Here is a 21,274-nt window from a genome sequence, read left to right as displayed (position 1 = left end):
TCGTTTCATTGAGTGATCAGCCACTGCTTCAGCCATTCAACTTGCTCTTCCATCACTTCATTGGATAGACGATCTAGATTATCGTATTCAGTATGCAAGTCATAAACTGCCAACCGCGAATCGCTCAGGACGGCCAGAGGTAAGTCAGCTTCTCCGTAGCTGTCCAGACTTGAACTGCCTAATATCGTCACATCAAGTGCGTCGAACGGTTCTGTCTCTAAAAAGGAGTGGCGTTTCATCCCGATCGTTCGAATGTAAAGTGGGTCGTCGCCCGTTCCCATGGCATCTAACTGCAGAATCGTCTTTACCGATGGTTGACGCTCTTTCAATCGAGCGAGATAGTCATCACTTGCCTCTTCTCCAAACCCACTACCATTTAAAAAAACGTAGCGGATTGTGGCATCGGTTTTCACACCGTCCATCTTTTCTAATAAATGATAAAGGACGGAAGACCCACTAACGCTTGAGAGGACATGATCCCCTTTCCACGAAGCGTCAAGGCGAGACATGATGACAATTTCTTCATCCCCTTCCCCTTGTTGAACATACTCTATGTACGGTATTTCTTCGCAGTACGGTTCGATGACAATCATTTCGCCATCACGAAAAGCTTTGGCCGCCTCTCCATCGACTCCGGTACCCCCAATCGGTAATGTATAGGAAACAATCACGAAGCCGCTCTCATCCGGTTCATTCGGATGCGGTGTAATGACGTAACCGGCTGCCCCTGCTTCAGCGAGTTTACCTAAGTAACGGTTGGCCGCTTCATCATTATCGATGACCCCGTAATAATCTGACGTATAGGCCGTATGCGACTTTTCGAGAGAAGTGTCTGTCATCGGTAACACAATCACTTTGCCTTCCACTTGTTCGATGGGGTCATCCCAGTTCATATGTAAAAGTTCACCTTTGATCTCCTGTTCGAGCGCCATGCTCGAATATCCTTCAAAATAATCGTCGCCTAGATAAATGTCCGTCCAATAAGTAGAGCGCTCCACGTAATGAACGACACGCTTCGCACTCACTTCTAGCTCTGTACCAAATGTGTCAAAAAACTCAAAACTATCGTAACTATCTGCATCCCGATCTTGTGACGCAAAATATTCAGCCGTTTCATATGGACTTGTTGATGAAAGCGGATTGAAATAAAGAAAAACGGTAAATAGTGCCGACAGTAAGCTGTACATAATTGTCATCTGCGTATCTCCATCAAAAAAACTCACCAATAAATGGTTGTATTATCCTATTATATTAAGTGATCTGACAATTTTATATTTCTTTTTCACAAAAAAACGGCCTCCCTCCGAACGAGGGAAACCGTTTGATTGGTGCAAGACTTATACGCCTTCGTAAGCAGCGTACATGATCTCTTTCAATTCTTCAACGAGCGGCATTTTCGGGTTAGCCGTCGTACATTGGTCTTCGAACGCGTCGACTGCCATCTTGTCGACTTTCGCGTCGAGGTCCGCTTTCTTGATGCCTTGGGCTTTGAACGAGAGTTTGATGTTCAAGCGCTGACCGAGCTCGATGATCGCTTGGATGAGCGACTCGACGCCTTCTTCCGTCGTGCTGGCTGGAAGTCCGAGGTAGCGCGCGATTTCAGCGTAACGCTCGTCGGCGATGAATGACTCATATTTCGGGAACGCCGCGAGTTTCGATGGGCGTGTCGCGTTATAGCGAATGACGTGCGGCATAAGGATCGCGTTCGTCCGTCCGTGTGGGACATGGAACTCGCCACCGATTTTGTGTGCGATCGAGTGGTTGATACCGAGGAACGCGTTCGCGAAAGCCATACCAGCCATTGTTGATGCGTTGTGGACTTTCTGACGTGCTTCGGCGTCACTGCCGTTCTCATACGCTTTCGGGAGGTAATCGAAAATCATCTTCATCGAACGAAGCGCGAGTCCATCCGTATAGTCGTTTGCCATGACCGAAACGTACGCTTCGATGGCGTGTGTCAATACGTCCATTCCTGTATCCGCCGTGATTGAAGCTGGGACCGTCATGACGAACTCAGGGTCGACGATGGCGACGTCCGGTGTAATCGCATAGTCAGCGATCGGGTATTTGACGTTGCGTTTCTTATCCGTGATGACCGTGAACGGTGTCACTTCAGAACCCGTACCTGATGTTGTCGGGATGGCGACAAACATCGACTTGTTACCGAGCGTCGGGAATTTGTACGTCCGCTTGCGGATATCCATGAATTTTTGGCGAAGGTTCGAGAACTTCTCTTCTGGGCGTTCGTAGAAGAGCCACATGCCTTTCGCGGCATCCATTGGTGATCCACCGCCGAGTGCGATAATCATATCTGGTTGGAAGTGACGCATCGCTTCGGCACCGCGCATGACCGTCTCAACTGACGGGTCTGGCTCGACTTGGTCGAAGATGCGGTACTCGACGCCAGCAGGCAAGTTTTTGACGACTTTATCGGCAAATCCGAGTTTGACCATCATTTCATCCGTGACGATCATCGCCCGTTTTTTCGATGTGAGCGATTGAAGGTACTGGACCGAGTTTTTCTCAAAGTAAATCTTTTCAGGGACTTTAAACCACTGCATATTCACGCGACGTCTCGCCACCTTTTTCACGTTGAGTAGATGTTTCGCCGTCACGTTCTCAGAGACGGAGTTTTTACCGTACGACCCACAACCGAGTGTGAGTGATGGTGTCATTTCGTTATAGAGGTCACCGATCCCACCGTGTGCCGTTGGCGAGTTGACGATGATGCGGCAAGCTTTCATCCGGAGTCCGAATGCGAGGATGGCGTCGTCGTCAGTCGAGTGGATCGCTGCCGTATGTCCGAGACCACCGATTTCGAGCATCTTCTCTGCGATGGCAAATCCTTCTTCACGCGATTGGACTTTATAAGCACCGAGCACCGGGCTGAGTTTCTCATGTGAGAGCAGTTCTGTCGCACCGACCGTCTCGAGTTCGGCGATCAAGATTTTTGTATCGGCCGGGACTGTGAGTCCAGCTCGTTCGGCGATCCAGGCTGCAGGCTTCCCGACGATTTCCGGGTTGACCGCACAAGAGTCTGTTTTAATGACGAGTGTCTCGAGTTTTGCTTTCTCTTCTGGTGAGCAGAAGTAGCAACCGAGCGCCGTCATTTCGGCTTTCACTTCTTCGTACACTTCTTGGTCGACGATAATCGCTTGTTCAGATGCACAGATCATCCCGTTATCGAACGTTTTCGACAAGATGACGTCCGAGATGGCACGTTTTACTTTTGCTGTTTTGTCGATGTAGGCCGGAACGTTACCAGGACCGACGCCAAGGGCTGGTTTACCAGTCGAGTAGGCTGATTTGACCATCGCCGCTCCACCAGTTGCGAGGACCATGGCGACTCCTGGGTGGTTCATGAGCGCTTTCGTCGCGTCGAGTGACGGTTTTTCAACCCATTGGATCAAGTGTTCCGGAGCTCCCGCTTCGATGGCTGCGTCACGAAGGATGCGTGCCGCTTCACTTGAACACTGTTGTGCCGACGGGTGGAAACCGAAGATGATCGGGTTACGTGTTTTGATGGCGATGATTGCTTTGAACATCGTCGTTGATGTCGGGTTCGTGACCGGTGTGACCCCGGCGACGACACCGACTGGTTCAGCGATGTACGTGATGCCGTTTTGCTCATCGTCCTCGATGACGCCGACCGTCTTCTCGCCACGGAGTGAGTTATAAATATATTCTGTCGCAAAGATGTTTTTGATCATTTTATCTTCAAACACACCGCGACCTGTTTCTTCATATGCATGTTTCGCGAGGGCGACGTGTTGTTCGAGACCGGCTAACGCCATCGCTTGAACGATCGCATCGATTTTCTCTTGGTCGAACGTCATCAATGTCTCAAGCGCCGTGTGGGCTCTAGTGACGAGCGTATCGACCATCTGTTCTGCTGATGTTTCTACTACTGCTTTCTCTTTAACTGCCATGTTGGTTTCCTCCTCATGAATGAGAGCTTATACTGTTGACTTGATGGAGAGCACGGGGCAATCAGTTGGTTTGAGAAGAGTTTGTGCTTTCCTTCACATTCATAGAATACAATGTTTCTCGCATTTTGTGCGTGACAACAATGTGAACTCTTTCACAATATTTTTTAGGAGAATGAGGATAGGGCTTGCTTTTTCATATGACGCTCAGTAAAATCGAATGCGTTTTCATGAAAATAAAGCATATGCGATATGTAAACGCTTACATCCATTGTGTCCATGATGAGGCGAATGCGCTGTGCAAAATGTCACGGGATGAGGATTGGTCGTCCACCCTGCGCTCGGTCGTGTATAATGAAGAAAGAACCTAATTAGGAAGTGACATGATTATGCCGAGACAAGACGCAGCCGATCAGTTCGTGAAACTGATCCCATTAATTCGCCGGAAGTTATTACGTCGTTCCGACCTTCCGCAAATCCCAAACTTAAACTTTTCCCACTTTCATCTCCTCATGTTGATTGAAGATGAAGGTGCGGTCACGAACGGACACATCAGTGAGACGTTATCGATTGCCCCGCCGAACGTGACGCCGCTCATCACGAAGCTCGTCGATGAGGGCTACATCACCCGCGTCCCGGACGAACGCGATCGTCGTGTCATCTGGAATCAACTGACCGAAAAGGGCGAACTCGTCCTCCGCGAGCGTCGGGATTCGTTCCGTCGCCTGTTCGAGGACCGTCTCGCGTTTCTGAACGAGGAAGAGACGGACCGCCTAATCGACAGTTTGAAGACGTTGACGGAGATCGTCGAGAAGATGGATAAAAGCGAGGGATGATTTTTGCTCGTCAACATCCACGTCTTCTTATATAATCGAGGATGAATCAATCGAACAATGGAAAGAGAGATGACATGTAATGGGTCGTAAATGGAACAACATTAAAGAGAAAAAGGCGTCAAAAGACGCCAATACGAGTCGCATCTATGCGAAGTTCGGCCGTGAAATCTACGTAGTCGCCCGTCAAGGGGAACCAGATCCAGAATCAAACCAAGCACTCAAGTTCGTCGTCGAACGAGCGAAGACGTACAACGTCCCGCGCGCAATCATCGACCGCGCCATCGACAAAGCGAAGGGCGGCGACGAAGAGAACTTCGATGAGCTCCGCTATGAAGGATTCGGACCGAACGGCTCGATGCTCATCGTCGACACGCTCACGAACAACGTCAACCGGACGGCGTCTGAAGTCCGCGCCGCTTTCGGTAAAAACGGCGGCAACATGGGTGTCAGCGGGTCAGTCGCTTACATGTTCGACGCGACGGCTGTCATCGGTGTCAACGGCATGTCTGCTGACGACGTACTCGAACTCATGATGGAGCACGACCTCGGCGTCCGTGATGTCATCGAAGAAGATGAGACGGTGATCGTCTATGCGGAACCAGAAGCGTTCCATGCCGTCCAGACTGCCTTCAAAGCAGCAGGCATCGAGACGTTTGAGGTCGCCGAGTTGACGATGCTGCCACAAAACGAGATTGCCCTCGACAACGAGTCGAAAGAACAGTTCGAAAAACTACTCGACGTCCTCGAAGACCTCGAAGACGTGCGCCAGGTATACCATAACGTTGAAGGATGACGAACGAGCGATAACTTTTCGGAGTTATCGCTTTTTTTGAACAATCGATTTGACAACCCGAAACACGTATGTTAAATTTCAAAAGTCTTTATCATATTAAAGTGATAACAAGAGAAAGAGTTTTGAATGAAAGGTGTTGGAAATGATGAATGCTGTCTTATTAGCTGTTATCGTATTATTCGCTCTTGCGATCAGTCGAGTTCACATCGTCTTATCGCTCATCCTTGCCGCGGTCGTCGGTGGTCTGGTCGGAGGTCTCGGGTTTAATGAGACGTTGACCGCCTTCAGTGACGGGCTCGGCGGAGGTGCGACGATCGCCCTCAGTTACGCGTTGCTCGGCGCATTTGCCGTCGGTCTATCAAAAACAGGGCTCCCAGACGTCCTGGCTGAAAAGTTAATCAGCATGTCAGGCCGCGACGTCACAGGCAAAAGTGTGACCCGGGTCAAGGCATTGTTGCTATCGTTCCTCTTATTACTAGCAATCAGTTCGCAGAATGCGCTACCGATTCACATCGCGTTCATCCCGATCGTCATCCCGCCGCTCCTCGTGCTGTTTAACGAGTTGAAGCTCGACCGCCGTCTCGTGGCGACGATTCTCACATTCGGTCTCGTCACCCCGTACATGTTACTCCCGGTCGGATTCGGCGGCATTTACTTGAATGAGATTTTGCTGCCGAACGTGGAAACGAACGGCATGACCGTCGGTGATGTCAACATCGTCAGCATCATGGCCATCCCGGCCCTCGGTATGCTCGTCGGTCTCATCACCGCCTTCTTCCACTATCGGAAGCCGCGTTCGTATGAGACGATTCAACTCGGACCAAGCGACTATGAGGTCCGGACGTTGAGCCCGCTCAAGATTTGGCTCACGGCCGTTGTCATCCTCGTCGTGCTCGTCGTACAGCTTCAAACCGAGTCGATGATCGCCTCGGCCGTCACAGGACTCATCTTGTTGACGTTACTTCGCCTCATCCCTTGGTCAGAGGCCGATGACATCTTCACGAGCGGCATGCGCATGATGGCCTTTATCGGCTTCGTCATGATTGCAGCAAGCGGTTTCGCCGCCGTCATCCGCGCGACCGGTGCCATCGAACCACTCGTCAGTGGTGCGAGCGGCATTATGGGTGACTCACAATTTGTCGCCGCACTCGTCATGCTCCTCGTCGGACTCGTCATCACGCTCGGCATCGGTTCGAGTTTCTCGACGGTTCCAATCATCGCGGCCATCTTCGTCCCGCTTTGCATCCAGTACGGTTTCTCGGTCGAGGCGACGATCGCCATCATCGGGACGGCCGGTGCGCTCGGTGACGCCGGTAGCCCGGCGAGTGACTCGACACTCGGCCCGACGAGCGGCTTGAACGCCGACGGTCAACACGACCACTTGCGTGAGACGGTGTGGCCGACGTTCCTTCACTACAATATCCCGCTCATCATCTTCGGTTTGATTGCCGCCATGGTACTGTAATCACTTCCGATTGCGCCGCGCGTAAATCGTGCCGAGTAAGACGAGCACGAGTAAGAACCAAATCCCGGTATACATGAGGATTTCGATAATCATTGCTAACTCCTCCTAAATATCCATGTAAAAAAGGAGCGACATCGCGTCGCTCCTTTTTATGATGAAGTTTTTAGCTGTTGTTGACAAGTGTTCAAGTATCCGTCGACGGTATCCGCGACTTCGCGGCCTTCCCGGATCGCCCAAACGATCAAACTTTGTCCCCGTCTCGCATCCCCTGCGACAAACACACCCTCGACGTTCGACGTATAGTTATGGTTCGCCTCGATGCCGACCTTCCGGAGTTCATGTTCCGGTCGTTCGAATCCGATGGCGACAAGCACGAGATCGGCTGGATACGTCTCGATCGAACCGTCGACGACGAAGAATGTCGCCTGTCCGTCCGGTTTGACGATTTTCTCCATCCGTTCCGTCTCAATCCCGACGACCTGATCCCCTTGTTTGATGACCCGGTTCGAACGAATCAAATACGTGCGCGGGTCACGGTCGAAGTGTTCGATTGCTTCCGCATAGGCATAATCGGTCGACAACGTGTCCGGCTGGAGCGGCCATGGCCGTTCCGCTGCCCGGAACATGCCTTTCTCCGGGTGCTTCCCGAACTGTGTCACCGACTTGGCGCCTTGACGGATCGCCGTCGCCACACAGTCCGCGCCCGTGTCACCGCCACCGATGACGATGACGTCTTTCCCGTTCGCGTCGTATCGGGCGTCGAGCGATTTCCCGCCGAGCGTACGCGTCGACTCGGTCAAATAATCCATCGCCGGCTCAACGCCTTTGGCATCATCCCCATCGATGCCGAGCGTACGTTGCTTTTGAGCGCCGGTCGCGAGAATGACGGCATCGTACGTGTGACGGAGTGACTCGATCGTCACATCGGTCCCGACGTTGACGCCCGTCTTGAAGCGGATCCCCTCCGCCTCGAGTAGACGTACACGACGCCGGACGACATCTTTCTCGAGCTTCATGTTCGGGATGCCATAGAACAACAGGCCGCCCGCCTCATCCGCTTTCTCATAAATCGTGACCGCATGACCGAGCTGATTCAACTGATCGGCCGCTGCGAGCCCGGCCGGCCCGCTACCGATGATGGCGACACGGCTTCCGGTCCGTTTCTGGACGTGACGAGGTTTGACCCAGCCTTCCTCGAACGCCCGGTCGATAATCGTCCGTTCGATCGATTTGATGGCGACCGGGTCCTCACTGATGCCGAGCGTACACGAGCCTTCACACGGCGCCGGACAGACACGACCCGTGAACTCTGGGAAGTTGTTCGTCTCCATCAATCGCTCGTAGGCCCGATACCAATCTTGATCCGAGACAAGCTTGTTCCACTCCGGAATCAAGTTGTGAATCGGACAACCGATCGTCTCTTGTCCGATCATGTCCCCGACGTGACAGAACGGGGTGCCGCAATCCATGCAGCGCTCGGCTTGTTTGACGATTGGTCCGTCTTCCATGCGGGAAGCGTATTCTTTATAATCATGAACCCGTTCGACGACAGAACGCTCCGGCAATGTCTGTCGTGGGATATCGATAAATTTATGTCTCATACTCCCCCTCCTTCAGTCACGACACGGAATAGTTCGAGGGCGCGGTCGGCGTCACTCAATTCCGGACGCGTCGCCTCGATGTGACGCATGACGTCAAGCACGTTCGCATAGTCACGCGGCACGATTTTGACGAAACGTTTACGTTCTTGCTCGAACGCCTCGAGCACGGCTCTCGCTTTGACACTGTCCGTATGGAACTGGTGCATCTCGAGCAGTGCATAAATCTGTTCGGCATCCTCGTCGGTCAATTCACGGTCGACCGAGACGAGCTCTTGATTGACGAGCTGTTCGTACGCTTGGTCCCCGTACAGATAGGCGACCCCGCCCGACATCCCGGCCCCAAAGTTACGCCCGACATCCCCGAGTACGACGACCGTGCCGCCGGTCATATATTCACAGCCATGGTCACCGACCCCTTCGGTCACGGCGACGGCACCCGAGTTACGGACGGCAAACCGTTCTCCGACGTGACCGTTGAAGAACGCCATCCCGGACGTCGCCCCGTAGAGACAGACGTTCCCAGCGATGACTTGTTCACTCTCTTCGAACGGGGCATGTTTCTCGGCGATGACGGCAAGCTTTCCACCGCTCAAGCCTTTCCCGACATAGTCGTTGGCGTCGCCGATAACCGAGATGGTGATCCCGTTCGGCAAGAAGGCACCAAGGCTTTGTCCGGCCGAGCCGCTGAGTCGGAGTGAAATCGTGTCCTCGGCGAGTCCGACGTTGCCATGCACTTTCGTCACTTCATGACCGAGCATCGTTCCGACGGCGCGGTCCGTATTGCGGACACGTCCGACGAAGAACGTCGGTTGGAGCGATTTGATAGAACGCGAGACGGCTGGAATCAATTTGCGGTGATCATACGACTGATAGGCCGGATGGGCCAACTCCTCTTTCTCCGGCAAAGCCGTCGGAATCGACAACATCGGCGTCAAATCGAGTGTTTTCGCTTTCGGATGAGCTTGTTTCCAGGCACTCTCCTCCAATAAATCGGTCCGACCGATGACGTCACGAAGCGAGGTCGCTCCGAGCGAGGCTAAAATCTCCCTTACTTCCTCGGCGAGAAACGTCATCAAGTTGACGACATGTTCGGGTTTCCCCATGAACTTCGCACGCAACGCCGGATCTTGGGTCGCGACACCGACAGGACACGTATCGAGGTGACACGCCCGCATCATGATGCAACCGAGCACGACGAGCGGTGCCGTCGCGAATGCGTATTCCTCGGCACCGAAAATGGCGGCGAGGACTATATCGCGTCCGGTCATGAGTTTGCCGTCAGTCTCGAGCGTGACGCGGCCCCGAAGCCCGTTCAACGCGAGCGTCTGGTGCGTCTCGAGCAGACCGAGCTCCCACGGGAGTCCCGTATGCTTGATTGACGTCCGCGGCGACGCCCCGGTTCCACCGTCATAACCGCTGATGACGATCGTATCGGCGTTTGCCTTGGCGACACCGGCTGCAATTGTCCCGACGCCTGACTTCGAGACGAGTTTGACGCTGATTTTCGCGTTCGGATTGACATGCTTCAAGTCGAAGATGAGTTGCGCTAAATCTTCAATCGAATAGATGTCGTGGTGTGGTGGCGGCGAGATGAGACCGACACCTGGGACGGAGCCGCGCACTTCGGCGACCCATGGATATACTTTGTTCCCGGGCAATTGTCCGCCCTCACCCGGTTTCGCCCCTTGCGCCATCTTGATTTGAATCTCATCGGCGTGATACAAGTATTCGGCCGTCACGCCGAAACGTCCACTCGCGACTTGCTTGATGCGACTGACGCGTTCACTGCCGTCCTCGTCAGGGGTGAACCGCTTCCGGTCTTCCCCGCCTTCCCCTGAGTTACTCTTGCCGCCGATTCGGTTCATGGCGATGGCGAGTGTTTCATGGGCCTCTTTTGACAAAGATCCGAACGACATCGCTCCCGTCTTGAAGCGACTGACGATCGATGCGACCGACTCGACCTCGTCGAGCGGAATTGCATCCTGTTGTTTAAATGCGAACAATTGGCGCAAGAATTGACCTGATGACTCATGGAGCTTGACGTAGGCGTCATAATACCGGCGCTCGTTCTCGCGGCAGGCTCGTTGTAAGAGGTGAATCGTCTTCGGATTGAAGGCGTGCTCTTCCCCATCGGCGCGCCACTGGAAGTCGGTCCCGGCCTCGAGTGGTCTCTCGCGCTTATAGGCGGATTCGTGCTGCCGGCGCGACTCGTCTTCAAGTTCGGTGAAACCGACACCGGACAACTGTGACGTCGTCCCACGGAAATGGCGTTCAATCAAGGCGCGGTCGATGCCGACCGCCTCGAAGATTTGGGCACCGCGGTAACTTTGTACGGTCGAGATGCCCATCTTCGACATGATTTTCACGATGCCGTCGACTGAGGCCGTCTGATAGCGGCGGACCGCCTCATCGAACGAGTACGAAAGTTGACCGGCTTCGACCGCCTCGGCGATTGTCGCATAGGCGAGATACGGATAGACGGCGTCGGCGCCGTAACCGATTAAGGCGGCCGCTTGATGGACCTCGCGAACTTCACCGCTCTCAGAGACGAGACTGCAGGATGCCCGTAGATCGACGCGAATCAAGTGCTGGTGGACGGCGCTCAATACGAGGAGCGCTGGCATCGCGAGCATATCTTCATTCATGTTTCGGTCCGACAAGACGATGACGTCGGCACCGTCGCGGATGAGCGCCTCGACTCGCCCGAACAACGCCTCTAACGAAGCCTCCAAATCGTGTGTATATGACGTATCGACCCGTTCGACGCGCAACGTCTCGTTCACTTTTTCGAGTGCGACCGCATCGAGGAACGGGTGCTTGAGCCAGACGCGACGGGCATGACCACGGCCGGTATGGACCGGGTTCGCTTGTGGCCCGAGCCATGTGAATGTCGCCGTGACGATTTTCTCACGCAATGCATCGATCGGCGGGTTCGTGACTTGGGCGAAGTGCTGTTTGAAGTAATGGAACAAAGAGCGTGGCCGCTCAGACAACACCGCGACCGGTTGGTCATGTCCCATCGACCCGATTGGATCCTTTTTCTCGAGGATGAGCGGGACGAGATATTGTTCAATGTCCTCTTTCGTGTATCCGAACGCACGTTGCTTCCGATGCAGGTCGGCGACGAACGGCTCGTCGACCGGTCCATCGCTGAGCTCGGTCATCTGCTTCAACCATTTACCGTACGGCTCGGCCCGTGCGATCGTCTGTTTGATTTCCGCGTCCGGGATGAGTCGTTTCGACTCCAAGTCGATTAATAACAGCTGCCCAGGACGGAGTCGTTGCTTCGACTTCACGTTCTCGGCTTGTACCGGGATGACGCCGCTCTCTGACGACAAAATGAGCTCGCCATCTAGTGTCTCAATATAGCGCATCGGTCGTAGTCCGTTTCGATCCAAGATGGCCCCGATTTGACGGCCGTCCGTGAAGACAACACCGGTCGGCCCATCCCAAGGCTCCATGATCGACGAATGATATTGATAGAAGTCTTTTTTGAACGGGTCTATTTTTACTTCCGCGAATGGCTCAGGGATGAGCATCATCGCCGTATGGGCGATGGAACGTCCGGTGCGTGTGAAGAACTCGAAAGCGTTGTCGAGCATCGACGAGTCGCTTCCCGTCTCTTGAAGGACCGGGAACAGCTGATTGACATCCTCGAACAAATCGGTCGAGGTCACGCCTTCACGAGCCCGCATCGCATCGATGTTTCCGCGGAGTGTATTGATTTCCCCGTTATGGACGATCATGCGGTTAGGATGCGCCCGCTCCCATGATGGGAACGTGTTCGTCGAGAAGCGGGAATGGACGATGCCGAACGTGCTCTTGAAGGAGGGCGCCTGTAAATCGAGATAAAAGCGCTCGATTTGTTCCGGCGTGAGCATCCCTTTATAGACGATCGTCTTCGTCGACAAGCTCGGCATGTACAGGTTCAACGCTTCGGTCTTTTCAATCGTCCGCCGGAGCTGATAGAGTGTCCGCTCGTTTGAGTCATAGTCCGCGAACGGGCACGAGACGAACCATTGGTAGATGGTCGGCTGTGTCACGCGGGCATGCTCACCGATCGCATTTGGATTGACCGGGACTTCGCGCCAGGCGATGGTCGCGAAATCAAATTCGTCGGCAATCGCTTCCATCTGACGTTGCTTATCCTGCAGTCTCGACTCATCCGGTTGGAAAAAGACCATTCCGACGGCATAGCGACCTGGCGTCGGCATATTCATCGTCTCAAGGAACAGTTCGTGCGGCAGCTCGGTCATGATGCCCGCGCCGTCACCGGCATCGATGACGCCTTGCCCGCCTCGGTGTTCTAGCTTACAGAGCATCGACAGCGATTTACTGACGATGTCATGTTTTTTCTCTCCATTTAGGTTGACATATAGCCCAATGCCACATGCGTCTTTTTCGAATCGTGAATCGTACAAGCCTGTTCGCTTCATCGAATCAACCCCTCTCTCTCGATCTTGTTTCGTAAATTTTATTTTATTCTAAATATTCTGATAAATCAAGTGGGTTGTATACTATTCTGCATAACACAAATCGTCAAAGTCGTAATTGAAAGCGGATTCATTAGCTTTATCAAGCTATTTATGAAAACCACTTATAATCTATAAAGAATAATTATCCATCAAATATATTAGTATATAGGTTCAAAAGAACTTAAATATTCGCACAAAAAAGCGATAGCCTGATAGACTATCACTTCTCTTTACATTCACTTATTCGACCGTCTTGCGGGAATGGTGTAAAAATGCCCGCGGCTTCTTCCAAATGATTAAGCCGACATAACCGAGTGTGAGCAAAATTAAGGCACTGACGAGGACGACATAAAGCGTCGCTTCCTCGATTCGTGCAAAGATGGCGATGTACGCCCAGACGAAGACGAGCGGATAGATGAAGTCACGATGCCACCACATGAAGACGAGCGCCAGGACGACCCCGACCATGAGCATGAGCGATGTCCAAGCAAGTTCGTCGAGCCCGAGGACGGTCGTGACCCGCTCCCGATTCATGACGACGAACACGTTGACGATTGTCGCGACAGAAACCCAACCGATATAAATCGAGAACGGGAACCGATCGAGCCAACTTGTCGACGTCCGGAAGGCGATGTAATAGAGCCAGGCAAGTGTCGCGAGAAATGCGACCATGACGACGAGCGAGGCGATGAACCACTCGTTCGTGAACGTGAGCAACCAAAGGCCGTTCAAGATGCACGAGACGAGAAAGCCCGCTTTCATCCGATTCGCCTGCCGGTTCGCGACCGACCCTTTCTTCAATTGCAAGACGAGCCAGACGGCGAGCGCGATATAAATCACGCCCCAAATCGAGAACGCATAGCCGGCCGGTTTGAAGTAAATGTCGATGCGGTCCGACACAGCAGCATTTTCACCGCTCGCGAAGTAGTTGATGACGACCGTCGCCAAAAATGCCAGCCAGTTGATTAATGGCCATTTTGATAAGTCCATAAGTACGATCCTCCGAAGAAGACCTGACACCTCCTTTATTAGCATAGTTTTCTATACCCATGTGCCAACGCTCATACACATCCGGACTAGCTCTTGGGAGAATCCCTAATTACACAATAAAACGACCCCGGCCTTAACCGGAGTCGTTTCGAAGAAGCGGCAGTGTCACCGCATTCGAGATTGCCCATCTGAGTTCATGGACAAAAGCATCAATTGTTTAAAAGTCAATCTCGTCCGGGTCTGGACCGAGACGGTCATGTGTCGCCACGGAATCGATTTTCGCCAAATCGTCTGCATCAAGCGCGAAGTCGAACACATCGAAGTTCTCTTGAATCCGGTGCGGTGTGACCGATTTCGGAAGCGCGACGTTCCCCGTGTCTAAATGCCAGCGAAGCACGACTTGGGCCGGTGTCTTCCCATGTTTCTCAGCGATCTCGGCAAAGGCCGGGATATCGAGAAACTTCCCTTGCATGAGCGGGCTCCATGCCTCGACTTGGATGCCCTCGTCTTGGCAATATTCGACGAGATCAGGTTGCGGGAGTTGCGGATGGAGCTCGATTTGGTTGATGAGCGGCGTCATGAGACCTTCCTGTTTCAACGTCTCGAGATGATGCTCTTTGAAGTTCGACACGCCGATCGCCTTGATTTTACCAGCCTCATAGAGGTCAATTAAATCTTTCCATGCCTCGACGAACCCGTCGACTGGCCAGTGGAGCAGACAAAGATCTAAATAGTCAGTCTCGAGTCGAGCGAGTGATTCATCAAACGCCTCTTTCGTCCGGCGTTGGCGAATGTCTTCGTTCCAAATCTTCGACGTCAAAAAGATATCTTCACGAGTGACGCCTGATTCTTGAATCCCTTTGGCGACACCCTCTTCATTCTTATAGACGGCTGCCGTATCGATATGGCGATATCCGACTTTGAGTGCCTCGGCGACGGCCTGTGGCGCCTCCGTCTCGTTGTCGACTTGCCATACCCCAAAGCCGATCATTGGAATTTTGATACCGTTGCGTAACGTTGCGAGTTGCATACAGTCATTCCCCTTTCCAATCTGTTCGAGCTGATTGTATCATACCCGTCATTCTATTTCGAAAAACTAAATCGTCAAATCTTTTCGCGTGAAGCGTCCATAAGATAGGAGCATGCCGACGACGAGAATCCCCGCCAACAAGAAGAAAGAACGAAGCGCGGAATCCCCTTGGATTTGTGCGTTGGCGTCAAACAACGAGAAAATCGACAGCGCATTCACCCAGTCGAGCTGGTCACTAAATCCCGAGAACACGTTCGCCATTAAGAAGAGGGCGAATATCCCCCCCGTGACCATGTAGGACCGCGAGCTGTCGTCGAATAGGCTCGCGAGCACATAAGCGAGCGTTCCGAGCACGAGCAGCATCAGACCCGCGTTCAACTGAAGTGTCCACAATAAGCCGAGGTCAATCTGTAAATCGAACAACACGTTGGCGAGCATCAGACTAAGCCCATTCAGTCCGACGAGCAGGGTTGACGCCAACAAGAGTACGACCAGACTGGCCGTCACATAGCCGGCTCGTGAGATCGGGGCGGCCAAATAGAGCATGACCTCGCCTGAGTCGACGGGTTTGGCCATGAGCCGTGAGGCGAATGTGAGCGCGAACAGGATTGCCAACACGTAAAAGATGAGCCCATAGTAATTGCCGGCCAATAAATTCATGACGTTGTCCATCGCCATATTTGGATCGATTTTGAACACATCGAGCAGTTCAGGTGGCAACGAATCCAGTTTACCTTCAATCAGCCCCGTCTCTTGGATGGACGGGAACACCGCCGCCAAAAAGAAGAGATAGAGGCTGGTCCCGAGCGAGTAGCCAAGAATCCAGCTCCGGTTTTGTTTAAACAGTGCCGCGATGAGAACCATTTAGTTCGCCTCCCCGTAATATTGCATGAACAGATGTTCAAGCTCGTCGGTGCCGCTCGACAATGATTGGACCTCATGACGAGCGAGCCGGTGAATCAAGTCGTTCAACTCCTCGACCGTCGACAAGTTGACAGTGACGACCACTCCATCACGCATACCAATTTCTTCGCTCAAGCGCTGAGCTGTCGCCTCGTCCTTCAATTCGATTCGATACGTCTTCTGACTATGCCGTTTCAACTCGGTCATCTCCGCTTCGATAATCATCCGACCGTCGCGGATGAGCGCGGCCCGGTCGCATGTCTTCTCCATCTCGGGAAAGTGGTGCGAACTCATCAACACTGCCTTGCCCGCAGCCTTCTCCGAGATCACCCAATCGACGAGCCGTTCCTGCATGAGCGGATCGAGTCCGCTCGTCGGTTCATCGAGAATATACACGGGCACATCTTTCATGAAACACGTGACGATGGCGAGCTTTTGTTTCATCCCTTTCGACATCTTACGCACTTTGAGCGATGTGTCAAAAGCGAACACGTCACGCAATGTCCGTTCGCGCTCAGCACTTGTCGCATGAAGCTTTCGGGTAAGACGGATGACGTCCTCACCGGTCATATCCTGAGGGTAATTGATTTCGCCCGGTAAATAACCGACGAGCGCCTTCACCGTCTCGCTCTCGTTCCAACAGTCGTGACCCATAACGGTGGCAATACCGGAATCGGCGTGGAGCAATCCCATCAAGTGACGAATCGTCGTTGATTTCCCTGCCCCGTTCGGCCCGATGAAACCGAAGACGGTACCAGGTTCGACGGTGAACGACACGTCGAAGATGCCGTGGGATGAATCAAACCGTTTCGTCAATCCTTTCAATTGAATCACTGTCCTCACTCCTTAGTTTTGAAATATATAGTTTATATGATTACAAAACTAGTATATCACGTTATTTTTTGAAATGGAAATGGTATATTGGTTACAAAACTACAAAAGAAGCGAGGATGCCCATGGATGGATTCACAAAACGGACCGAGACGAAGCGACGCGCGATTTTAGACGCTGCCGTTCGACTGATGGCCGTGAAACAGTCCCGTTTCACGGTGAGCGAGCTTGCCCGCGCCGCGTCGGTCTCACCGGTATCGATTTATAATTATTTCGGATCGAAAGAACAAGTAATCATCGCCGTCTTGACCGAGATGACGGAAGAACAGATGGGATGGATTGAGTCACAAATCGCTGACCATGTCCCGTTCGATCAATTGCTGATCGAGATTTTGTCTCGTAAAATTGAGACGGCTGGGCTGTTCGACGAGACGATCACGACAATGATTCAAGCGGACCCATCGTGGCAACAGTTGGCCGGTCGAGGCTACGCCGCATTCCGGCAATTGATTGAATATGGAAAGACGAGCGGGGCCATCGACCCGGAGCTGTCGACCGATTCGTATATACGGTACGTCCAACTCGTGCAGCAGGCGATTTTATCCGACCCGAGCCTGTCGACGTCACCGATGACCGATTCGATGCAAGATTATTTCCGATTTTTCCTTCACGGCATCATCCGGAAACATAACTAAAAAGTCGCCTTCCCCTTCTTATGTATATAGTAAGGGGGTAGGCGACTTTTTATATTTCATTATTATTTATCGTTCGTTCGGAACACGGATTCCTCGATTGGATAGAGTGACAGGTCAAGCTCGCAGTCCCCGGTCATAACGAGGTCGGCGAGCACTTTCCCGATGAACGGACCGACCGTCAAACCGGACGAGCCGAGACCGTTCGCGACGAGCAACTGCTCCGCTCCCGGAACGCGTCCGAGAATCGGAATCGAGTTCGGGGTGACCGGGCGAAAGCCGACCCGCGTCTCAATCAGTTCGGCCTCAGCGAGTCCAGGGGCCGATTCCAGCCCTTTCGAGAGCACTTCATGAATTCCGATTGCCGTCGGCCGTGCGTCGAACGCCTTGTCACGCTCATGCGTCGAACCGATGACGATTCGCCCTTCTTCAAACCCGAGCAAATAACGACGCCGTGGTGGCATGACGACCGGCCAATCAGACGCATCCGTGTCCGGCAGCTGCACGTGCACGATTTGCGCTTTCTCCCCGGCGACACGGGCCGTATAGCCGATCGGCTCCATCAAATCGGGCAACCACGCCCCACAGGCGAGCACAATCTCATCCGCCTCAAAGCGGACACCGTCGCACTCGACATGATAGCCGTCCGTTTCGACGAGGACGGCCGAACCGTCGACCAAGGTCACGCCACGCTTCACGGCGACCCGTTCGAGGGCCGCTCGCAATTTCTCTCCATCCACACGAGCCCCGCCTTCGACAAGGAGGGCGTCATATTCGTCCGAGAGCGGTGGAAATAGCGCTCTCGCTTCTTCCGCTGTCATCCGGGTCAACTCCCCGATTTCTGGTGCTTCTTCCCGGCGTAGCGCCGTCCGTTCTTGCATCTCGTTCAATTTCTTGTCTTCATGCAAGGCGAGCGTCCCGACACGTTTGTAGCCGGTCTCCGTCTCGCCTTCTTGTTTCAAGTCCTCGACGACCGTCGCATAGTAGTGAGCGCCGCCTTTGGCGAGCGCGTACCATGCCTTATTGCGACGCTGGGCAATCCATGGGCAGACGATGCCTGCCGCGGCGTCGGTGGCACGGCCTTTCTCTTTCCGGTCGATGACGGTGACGTCGGCTTTCCCGGCTAAATGGTAAGCGGTCGAGATGCCGACGATTCCTGATCCAATTACAATCACTTTTTTCATAACAGCTGCGCCTTCATCGGTTCGATGTCGGCTTCACATCCTTTCATAAAAAATCACCGGCCCGAAGGCCGATGATCAGTCGCGCATGGCGAGGCGATACAGTAAATCAAGAATTTCAATATAGAGCCAGATGAGCGTCACAATCAAACCGAACGCTGCGACCCATTCGAGCTCTTTCGGAGCCCGGCTCTCGACTTGACGAGCAATATAGTCGAAATCGAGGACGAGCGCGAGTGAGGCGATGATGACGATCACAAATTGCACGCCGATGGCGAGCGGTGACGAGCCCGTCATGAACGGGAGTCCTGAACCGAAGAAACTCATCCCGATTTGGACGAGATAGAGCAACATGACCGTAAAGATCGCGGCTGTGACTCCGGCACGGAACTTTTGCGTCACTTTGACGAGACCCGTCGAGTAGACGAACCACATCGCGAACGCGACGATGAACGTCGTCAAGACGGCACGGCCGACGATGCCCGGGAGCATCGCTTCAAAGAAATAGGAAATCAATCCGACGAACACACCTTCAACGATGCCATACAATGGTGCGACAACGGGTGCTGTTCTCGGTTTGAACGTGATGACGAGCGCCAAAATTAAGCCGAGAATGAGCGAACCAATCATGAGCGGGAACAGCAATGCTTCTCCGATTGTCGGTACGAGCATCCACGTCGTCCCGGCGGCTGCCGTGACGAGCAAGAGTAGTGTGAACACTTTCGACCACGTGCCGGCTTTCGTCATCGGCGTGGTGCTATAAGCTGTTGTCTCCATCGATTTACGGAGAACTGGATTCGATTTAAGTCTCAACTGTCGTTAACCCCTTTATTCTATTTTCAGTGTTTGGCCATGACTTTGATGAATTCCCGCATATAGTCAGGCAGGTCAGGTGGACGGCGGCTCGAGACGATATGGCCATCAACGACGACCGGCTCATCATGCCAAATCGCACCGGCGTTTTCCATATCATCTTTAATGCCCGGTGTGCTCGTGACGTTGACACCATCGAGAATTTTGGCTGAAATCAACACCCAGCCCGCGTGACAGATTTGACCGATCGGCCGCTTCTCGTCATGCATATAACGGACGAACCCTTTCACCGAATCAAATCGGCGCAACAAGTCTGGGGACCAGCCACCTGGGACGAGGATAGCGTCGTATGATGAGATGTCGACATCATCGAACGCGATGTCCGATTTTGCCGGGACGCCGTACTTGCCGATATAGGCGTGATCCGCCTTCTCGCCGGCCAGGATGACGTTTGCGCCTTCCTCGCGCAACCGATGGACCGGATACCATAATTCTAAATCTTCAAAGTCGTCGCTGACGATTTGCAGGACATACTTACCTTCTAATTGCATCGAATCCCTCCCTTTATTTGTCTTTCACAAGTATACCCCATAAGCCACGTGGCGAAAACAGGGACTGTCCACCAAGTGCGCGTCTCGCTCTCGATTGAATCAATTTGTTTGTGTCACGGTCACGATCACATTTCCAGCCTTTCCTCCGGCATCAACGTAACGGTGCGCCGCGACGATGTCCTCGAGCGGATAAACCGAATCGATGACAGCTTTTAACCGGCCGGCTTCAAACAGCTCGTTTAAGAAAGCCAAATCCTCTTTCCGTTCACTGGCAGGTCCTTGCCCAGCGACAGAACTGAATTTCCCGTGTGCGGCGACATGTTTCCGGGCCATCCGCTTATCGATGTTCCCAGCCGCATCGAACACAGCGTCGTATGTGGTCAGTTTCTCATCGTAGCCGTCTATGGTGTAGTCAACCACCACGTCCGCGCCGAGACTTCTGACAAGTTCGAAGTTTCGCTCTCGACAGACTGCCGTTACGTGAGCCCCGTAATATTTCGCGATTTGAACGGCCATCGAACCGACTGCCCCGGAAGCCCCGTAAATTAATACGGTCTTCGCTTGTTCGATGTTCACTTTACGCAAAAAATGAAGAGTCGTCGTCCCGCCGAACGGCAAGCTGGCTGCTTCGACAAAACTAGCGTTGTTCGGCATGCGTTCGACACATTTACTCGCTTTGACACACGCATATTCAGCGTAGCCGCCGAACCGCATCCCGGTCAGTGCATAGACGCGGTCGCCGACCTTGAACTGCTCGACACGACTACCCGTCTCGACGACCTCGCCTGCCAAGACGACACCGAGAATCGGTTGGCGGGGTGCCTTGAAACAGCCGACGATTCGCATCGGCAGCTTGCCTAGAGCCGGTACATCGAGTGACCGCAACCGCCGGTCACCTGAATGGACGGCTGTGGTGTGGACTTGAATCAATAACTCATCCGATTTTGGCACCGGTTTTTCGACTTCTTGAAGCTGCAACACGTCCGGTGGTCCATATGCGGTACAAATCACTGCTTTCATCATGTTCCTCCTCACAAGACTGAACAAAACAATGAGCTGTCACGACAAAGGATTTTTGCACGGTTTAATCTACTATTGTCACATCTTCAAATTGTGAAACATCAGCGTATAAAAAATTGAAATACACTTATCTGTGACGTAGTTCTACTATATATTGTGTCATTTAC

16 protein-coding genes are annotated in these 21,274 nt (G+C 53.1%); 4 read left to right on the top strand and 12 right to left on the bottom strand.

All coding sequences use genetic code 11. The annotated features are described in order from the left end of the window. Positions 1-5 precede the first annotated feature (5 nt). On the bottom strand, positions 6-1,196 hold the full coding sequence (locus KNP67_RS03525) for a zinc-binding metallopeptidase family protein (RefSeq protein WP_214755908.1): 1,191 nt from the start codon (positions 1,194-1,196) through the stop codon (positions 6-8). A 141-nt stretch (positions 1,197-1,337) separates the two neighbouring features. After that, on the bottom strand, positions 1,338-3,929 hold the full coding sequence (adhE, locus tag KNP67_RS03520) for a bifunctional acetaldehyde-CoA/alcohol dehydrogenase (protein WP_058763544.1): 2,592 nt from the start codon (positions 3,927-3,929) through the stop codon (positions 1,338-1,340). Positions 3,930-4,315: 386 nt separating this feature from the next. On the opposite strand from adhE, the gene KNP67_RS03515 reads away from it, so the two are divergent. The 3 genes from KNP67_RS03515 (at position 4,316) to KNP67_RS03505 (ending at position 7,020) form a co-directional block, all read left to right on the top strand. Beyond that, positions 4,316-4,762, top strand: a complete 447-nt coding sequence (locus KNP67_RS03515) for a MarR family winged helix-turn-helix transcriptional regulator (RefSeq protein ID WP_021067328.1) — start codon at positions 4,316-4,318, stop codon at positions 4,760-4,762. 79 nt (positions 4,763-4,841) lie between these two features. Then, positions 4,842-5,555 (top strand): YebC/PmpR family DNA-binding transcriptional regulator, encoded by a 714-nt coding sequence (locus KNP67_RS03510; RefSeq protein WP_214755907.1) that lies wholly within the window; start codon positions 4,842-4,844, stop codon positions 5,553-5,555. A gap of 145 nt (positions 5,556-5,700) precedes the next feature. Continuing rightward, positions 5,701-7,020 (top strand): Na+/H+ antiporter family protein, encoded by a 1,320-nt coding sequence (locus tag KNP67_RS03505; protein WP_214755906.1) that lies wholly within the window; start codon positions 5,701-5,703, stop codon positions 7,018-7,020. Between the two features lie 149 nt (positions 7,021-7,169). On the opposite strand, the gene KNP67_RS03500 is transcribed toward KNP67_RS03505, so the two are convergent. The 6 genes from KNP67_RS03500 to KNP67_RS03475 all read right to left on the bottom strand — a co-directional run bounded on the left by KNP67_RS03500 (position 7,170) and on the right by KNP67_RS03475 (position 16,853). Then, a complete protein-coding gene (locus KNP67_RS03500) occupies positions 7,170-8,621 on the bottom strand; it encodes a glutamate synthase subunit beta (RefSeq protein WP_214755905.1) in 1,452 nt (483 codons plus the stop codon). After that, positions 8,618-13,057, bottom strand: a complete 4,440-nt coding sequence (gene gltB, locus KNP67_RS03495; protein ID WP_214755904.1) for a glutamate synthase large subunit — start codon at positions 13,055-13,057, stop codon at positions 8,618-8,620. Before gltB ends, KNP67_RS03500 begins: the two co-directional genes overlap by 4 nt. Before the next feature lie 279 nt (positions 13,058-13,336). Continuing rightward, positions 13,337-14,086, bottom strand: coding sequence for a TspO/MBR family protein (locus tag KNP67_RS03490; protein ID WP_058763540.1), 750 nt, complete (start codon positions 14,084-14,086; stop codon positions 13,337-13,339). A gap of 217 nt (positions 14,087-14,303) precedes the next feature. Next, the gene (locus KNP67_RS03485; protein ID WP_214713686.1) at positions 14,304-15,116 is read right to left on the bottom strand and encodes an aldo/keto reductase; all 813 of its coding nucleotides are present in this window, start codon (positions 15,114-15,116) and stop codon (positions 14,304-14,306) included. Positions 15,117-15,182: 66 nt separating this feature from the next. Further along, positions 15,183-15,980 (bottom strand): ABC transporter permease subunit, encoded by a 798-nt coding sequence (locus tag KNP67_RS03480; protein ID WP_214755903.1) that lies wholly within the window; start codon positions 15,978-15,980, stop codon positions 15,183-15,185. Then, positions 15,981-16,853, bottom strand: coding sequence for an ABC transporter ATP-binding protein (locus KNP67_RS03475; RefSeq protein WP_214755902.1), 873 nt, complete (start codon positions 16,851-16,853; stop codon positions 15,981-15,983). A 122-nt stretch (positions 16,854-16,975) separates the two neighbouring features. On the opposite strand from KNP67_RS03475, the gene KNP67_RS03470 reads away from it, so the two are divergent. Then, complete coding sequence (locus tag KNP67_RS03470) at positions 16,976-17,545, top strand: TetR/AcrR family transcriptional regulator (RefSeq protein WP_214755901.1); 570 nt, start codon at positions 16,976-16,978, stop codon at positions 17,543-17,545. Between the two features lie 62 nt (positions 17,546-17,607). On the opposite strand, the gene KNP67_RS03465 is transcribed toward KNP67_RS03470, so the two are convergent. The 4 genes from KNP67_RS03465 to KNP67_RS03450 form a co-directional block, all read right to left on the bottom strand. After that, positions 17,608-18,726: an NAD(P)/FAD-dependent oxidoreductase gene (locus KNP67_RS03465; protein WP_214755900.1), complete on the bottom strand. Its 1,119-nt coding sequence runs from the start codon at positions 18,724-18,726 to the stop codon at positions 17,608-17,610. A 75-nt stretch (positions 18,727-18,801) separates the two neighbouring features. Then, on the bottom strand, positions 18,802-19,536 hold the full coding sequence (locus KNP67_RS03460) for a Bax inhibitor-1/YccA family protein (RefSeq protein ID WP_031200225.1): 735 nt from the start codon (positions 19,534-19,536) through the stop codon (positions 18,802-18,804). A gap of 26 nt (positions 19,537-19,562) precedes the next feature. After that, positions 19,563-20,087: a type 1 glutamine amidotransferase domain-containing protein gene (locus KNP67_RS03455; protein ID WP_214755899.1), complete on the bottom strand. Its 525-nt coding sequence runs from the start codon at positions 20,085-20,087 to the stop codon at positions 19,563-19,565. A 99-nt stretch (positions 20,088-20,186) separates the two neighbouring features. Beyond that, the gene (locus KNP67_RS03450; RefSeq protein WP_214755898.1) at positions 20,187-21,107 is read right to left on the bottom strand and encodes an NAD(P)-dependent alcohol dehydrogenase; all 921 of its coding nucleotides are present in this window, start codon (positions 21,105-21,107) and stop codon (positions 20,187-20,189) included. Between the last annotated feature and the right edge of the window lie 167 nt (positions 21,108-21,274).

It is taken from the genome of Exiguobacterium sp. s157 (genome assembly GCF_018618205.1).
GTDB lineage: Bacteria > Bacillota > Bacilli > Exiguobacteriales > Exiguobacteriaceae > Exiguobacterium > Exiguobacterium chiriqhucha.
This window is presented reverse-complemented; position numbering and strand designations above follow the sequence as displayed.